General features: G+C 48.6%; 5 protein-coding genes and 2 pseudogenes. 1 reads left to right on the plus strand and 6 read right to left on the minus strand.

Going from position 1 to position 4,554, the window contains the following annotated elements; all coding sequences use genetic code 11:
• Window positions 1–198: pseudogene (locus KDK19_RS03950) on the minus strand (GTPase); the annotation flags it as partial.
• On the opposite strand from KDK19_RS03950, the pseudogene KDK19_RS03955 reads away from it, so the two are divergent.
• A pseudogene (locus tag KDK19_RS03955) lies at window positions 182–412 on the plus strand (tRNA uridine-5-carboxymethylaminomethyl(34) synthesis GTPase MnmE); the annotation flags it as partial. The pseudogenes KDK19_RS03950 and KDK19_RS03955 overlap by 17 nt on opposite strands.
• A gap of 7 nt (window positions 413–419) precedes the next feature.
• Here the strand turns inward: KDK19_RS03955 and KDK19_RS03960 are convergent.
• From KDK19_RS03960 to KDK19_RS03980, 5 genes are all read right to left on the minus strand, one after another.
• The gene (locus KDK19_RS03960; RefSeq protein ID WP_257275404.1) at window positions 420–1,061 is read right to left on the minus strand and encodes a MarC family protein; all 642 of its coding nucleotides are present in this window, start codon (window positions 1,059–1,061) and stop codon (window positions 420–422) included.
• Between the two features lie 122 nt (window positions 1,062–1,183).
• Window positions 1,184–2,077, minus strand: coding sequence for a sterol desaturase family protein (locus KDK19_RS03965; protein ID WP_257291383.1), 894 nt, complete (start codon window positions 2,075–2,077; stop codon window positions 1,184–1,186).
• A gap of 81 nt (window positions 2,078–2,158) precedes the next feature.
• On the minus strand, window positions 2,159–2,599 hold the full coding sequence (locus KDK19_RS03970; protein ID WP_257274314.1) for a DUF1499 domain-containing protein: 441 nt from the start codon (window positions 2,597–2,599) through the stop codon (window positions 2,159–2,161).
• A 99-nt stretch (window positions 2,600–2,698) separates the two neighbouring features.
• Complete coding sequence (locus tag KDK19_RS03975; RefSeq protein WP_257274313.1) at window positions 2,699–3,757, minus strand: ABC transporter ATP-binding protein; 1,059 nt, start codon at window positions 3,755–3,757, stop codon at window positions 2,699–2,701.
• On the minus strand, window positions 3,754–4,554 hold an 801-nt coding region (locus KDK19_RS03980; RefSeq protein ID WP_257291384.1), incomplete at its 5' end, for an iron ABC transporter permease. The genes KDK19_RS03975 and KDK19_RS03980, both read right to left, overlap by 4 nt.

The raw sequence follows: 4,554 nt of genomic DNA on the forward strand, positions 1-4,554 counted from the left end.
TAACTTTTCTCTGGAAGGCAATCGATCAACAAACTCAGGCCATATGTCGTGAGGATCGATTGCGTCAGTAGTGGAGCCATCCACCATTAAAAGCACTCTGTCGGCGTCTTCTATTTCTCTGAAAGCCCGTTCTACACCAATCTGTTCGACTTTGTCATCAGTCTCTCGCAGACCTGCGGTATCAATAACATGCAAGGGAGGTTTCTCTGCCCGGCGCAGACATCTGGATGCACTGCGCAGAGCAGAAGAGTTTCTGGATAACGGTCAGAAGCAGCTTGAATACATGGGAGCGGGAGAACTTCTGGCAGAAGATTTGCGACATGCCCAGAAAGCCTTGGGTGAAATCACCGGCGAGTTCTCCAGCGATGATTTACTGGGCAGGATTTTCTCTTCGTTCTGCATCGGAAAGTAAGTAATCTTCAGAGGTTCAGCTTCCAGGCACCATAAACACCCTCTATGACAAGCTGGGTACCGATCACCGCCAGAATCAGTCCCATCATACGACTGATGACCTTTACTACACTTTCTCCCAGATAGTGGAGGAAGCGTTCTCCCGAGAGAAAAAACAGACAACTGATGCCACAGAGCACTCCAAAGACAGTGATACAGACGGTCACCTCAGGGATGCCTTTTCCTGTCGCAAAATTCATCGCCGCAGCAATCGTTCCCGGCCCTGCCAGAATGGGCACTGCCAGTGGACTGATCGCAATACTGACATGGGGATGCTCCAGACTTTTACGATTATCCTCGATACTGGGAGTGTGAACCTCTGAGCTATTGCCGGAAAGCATGTCCTTGCCAATCAGGAACACCAGAATGCCTCCTGCAATTCTGAGTGCCGGGAGGGTGATACCAAAAAGACTGAAAATGACATGACCTAGCAGGCAAAAGACACTGACAATAATGAACGCCAGAAAGTTGGATTGTATGGCGATTTTTCGCTTTTCAGCCGATTCAAGCCCATTGGTTAAGCCCAGAAAAATGGGGGTATTGGCAACGGGATTCATGATGGCAAAGAAGCTCACAAAGACAGTGGCTGCGAATGATAAGAGTTCTGTCATCTTCAAGCCGCAGAGCAGTCAATAAGGCCCAAGGATAGTTCAGAACTCTCTCAATATCATGGCTGTTCCGGATCTGACTCCGTCCTTCTTCAGTGGTTACTCGGTTGTTGACAGTCAAAATCCTATTGATTTTCTTTTTTTACCGTTTGATCCGGACTTTCAGACTCTGTCACTGTTGGTTTATCACTTGGTGGAGCAAAAAAGATCTTCATACGCTGTTTGAGTGTCGTGTGTTTGCCTTTTACTTCCCTATACATATCCAACCATTCAGAGAAAGTCACAACCAGCGGATTATAGCTGTTGACAGGCTTGCTGATCCCGTAGCGCACGGTTTCCACTTCTGGTTCAAAGGTACCGAATAGCTTATCCCAGACGATCAGAACACCGGCATAGTTTTTATCAATGTATTGAGCGTTGAGCCCATGATGAACCCGGTGATGCGACGGTGTGTTAAAAATAAGTTCGAGCTTACCGAGAGTGCGAACCCACTGTGTATGAACAAAGAACTGTAGCCCCAGGTTAAGCAGGACCGCAAAGATAACCCATTTAGGCTCAAAACCTATGATGACCAAAGGAACCCAAAACAGCCACATACCAGCAATCGGGTACATCAGGCTTTGGCGAAACGCTGTGCTGAAATTCATTCTTTCCGAGCTATGATGTGCGACGTGGGCAGCCCACATCCAGCGCACCCTGTGGCTGGCGCGATGAAACCAGTAGTAGCAAAAATCCTGTAAGATCAGCAAAATAACAAAGGACGCTGCGTTCATTTCAATCTCTAGCAACTTCCAGCCAAAAAGCCAGAAATAGAGTTTTACAATCAACAGGCCTGTAAGGAGATCTGCCAGCTGATGCATACCTGCTAATGAGAAGTTGCACAGCACTTCTGGCAGTTTATAGGCAGAATTTTCCGGTAGCTTTCCGCACCTTTGGCCAGTGAAATACTCCGCCACCATTAAACCGATAAACAGCGGAGCAAGCAGCATCAGTAACCATTCGGGATGGTTAATAATCATTTGAAATTGCATATCTTGTCTTGGTCAATGATGGTTATCACACGACATAGTGGTCATTAGTGAGTCCGGATATATTCTTATCTAATGCTTTTTTGGGTCTTTAATTGAGGCTTTCAGGTTATCGAGCCAGAGCGTGATTCTTTTCTTGTTAGCCCCCAAATCCGAGTAGCCGTAATGTGAGCGAGAGTAAATAGCCAGCGTGCTGGTGTCTTCCCCCTGAGGGTAAAAACGGACGGTAATGGTATCCGGGTAGCCCATAAAAGGGGTTCTCTGGACGTAGTCGACTTGCAAACCATCATCACTGGTCCGCAAGACTTCTACCTTCTTCTGGCTTTGGGCGATGTTTGAAAACTGTTTTTGCAGCTCTGTGGCACTGATGCTCAGAACCGGGCTGAGCTGATGAGGCTCTGCTGAAAAATTGCCTTCTGGCAAAACCAGGTATTGATTGGGCTTTTCGTGCAGTTTTAATGTTTCAAAATCGATGACCCGGTCATCGACGGCTGTGAAAAGGAAGTCCAGCATCAGATTTTCTCCGAATCAGTTACCCGGGCATCAGTATGACGGATCTGATTGGGTGCTGAAAGAACCATGGTCGTTCATTGATGACAGACCATGGAAAGATCAGAGTGAATAGCCTTTCTGATCGAACAGCAGCAGTTCATGGGGTTGTACCGAAATATCCACCGGTGTGCTTTCCGGGAACGGGGTCGAGTTTTCGACGACCAGAACACTTTCTTTTAGCCTAACCTCGGTCCGCAAGCGGGTTCCCATAAACTGCTGGCTTTTGATCTGGGCAGGATTCAGCGGGTTTTCGCACTGACACCTCTCAATCGAAAACATTTGCGGGCGGATAAACAACTCTGCAGTCTGACCGGGGTCTGCTGAAATGTCACTCGATGACTCAACAATCCCCAGCGGGGTTGAAACAGAGCGGCTGTTTATCACTTCACAGGGCAGGAGATTGCCAGACCCCATAAACTCTGCCACGAAGCGACTTGCAGGACGATTATAGACGTCGAAAGAGTGACCTCGTTGCAGAATGTTTCCGTCGTGCATAATGGCAACGGAATCGGCAAAGGCAAAACCTTCATCACGGTTATGAGTGACAAACAGTCCTGTGACTTTCTGCTGTTTGAGAATGTCCCTCACCTCCCTCACCAGCCTCTGTCTTACCTGACTGTCAATATTGGAAAAAGGTTCATCCAGCAACAGTAGGGAAGGGTTGTTAGCCAGAGCTCTGGCAATAGCAACACGCTGTTGCTGACCACCGGAAAGCTCATGAGGATAGCGGCGGTCCAAACCGGAAAGGTTGACCAGCTCCAGCATGTCTTCCACACGCTTGCGGGTATCTCTGCGGGAAAGGTCTCGAAGGCCAAAGGCAATATTGTGAAACACAGTCAGATGAGGAAACAGCGCGTAGTCCTGAAAGATCATCCCTATTCCGCGCTGTTCCGGAGGCAGTGTTCCACCGATTGAACTGACGACCTGACCGTGCAGTGAAATCGTCCCCGCACATGGCTGAAGAAGCCCTGAAATGGCTTTTAAAAGCGTGGTTTTACCACAGCCGCTTCGACCCAGCAGGCAAACAATCTCCCCTTCATCTACCTCAAGGCTCAGGTTAGAGAGTACTTCTGTTTGTTCGTAACGGCAGCTCAGTCCAGCAATAGTCAGGGCGGTCATTTTTGTTCTGCCTCCAGCGAACGATTCAAAAGTATCAGTGGTACCAGTCCGGCCAGGACCATTATCAATGCGGCCAGAGCGGCCTGTTCCAGTCTTTCATCGGAAACAAACTGAAAAACCCTTGTCGCCAGTGACTCAAAGCCAAAAGGTCTTAAAAGAAGCGTGGCTGGCAGCTCTTTCATGGATTCGATAAAAACCAGCAGAAATCCTGTCAACAAACCTTTGCGGATCATAGGAATATGAACACGTCTTACCATCTCGGAAGGTTTACACCCCAATGTTCTGCTGGCCATATCCAGAGATGGGGAGACTCTGCCCAGACTGGATTCGACACTGCCAACAGCCACGGCTGAGAAGCGTACAGTGTAGGCGAAAACAATCGCAAATATCGAGCCACTGAAAATCAGACCAACGGGTGGTAAGTCAAAGGCCATGAGAAGACCATTCAGGCCATGGTCAGACAGGGTTAAGGGGGTTAGCACCGCAATCGCCAGAACATTTCCGGGAAGCGCGTACCCGGTAGATACCAACTTTGCAGGAATACTGGCAAAGTGACTGTTCTGAAGGCGCTGATACAGTCCCAGAAACAGGGCGACCATGGTTGCGAGGGTGGCTGCACTTAATGAAACTTTCAAACTGTTGAGGCTGTATGTCAGCCATTCCTGGTTCCAGGAGTCATTGAAATAATGGACAACGTAATCCAACAAAATAGCGGCAGGCAGAAGGAAGCCCAGTGTTACCAGCATCCAGCACCAGAACATGGCCAGGGCCTTTTTCCACCCCTGCAAAAGAAAGGC

The sequence above is a fragment of the Endozoicomonas sp. ONNA1 genome, from assembly GCF_024606325.1.
In the GTDB taxonomy this organism is placed as follows: domain Bacteria; phylum Pseudomonadota; class Gammaproteobacteria; order Pseudomonadales; family Endozoicomonadaceae; genus Endozoicomonas_A.

Bases quoted from the DNA above. Each gene is read 5' to 3' on its own strand.
- KDK19_RS03960 (WP_257275404.1), bottom strand. From the start codon at position 1,061: ATGACAGAACTCTTATCATTCGCAGCCACTGTCTTTGTGAGCTTCTTT.
- KDK19_RS03965 (WP_257291383.1), bottom strand. From the start codon at position 2,077: ATGATTATTAACCATCCCGAATGGTTACTGATGCTGCTTGCTCCGCTG.
- KDK19_RS03970 (WP_257274314.1), bottom strand. From the start codon at position 2,599: ATGCTGGACTTCCTTTTCACAGCCGTCGATGACCGGGTCATCGATTTT.
- KDK19_RS03975 (WP_257274313.1), bottom strand. From the start codon at position 3,757: ATGACCGCCCTGACTATTGCTGGACTGAGCTGCCGTTACGAACAAACA.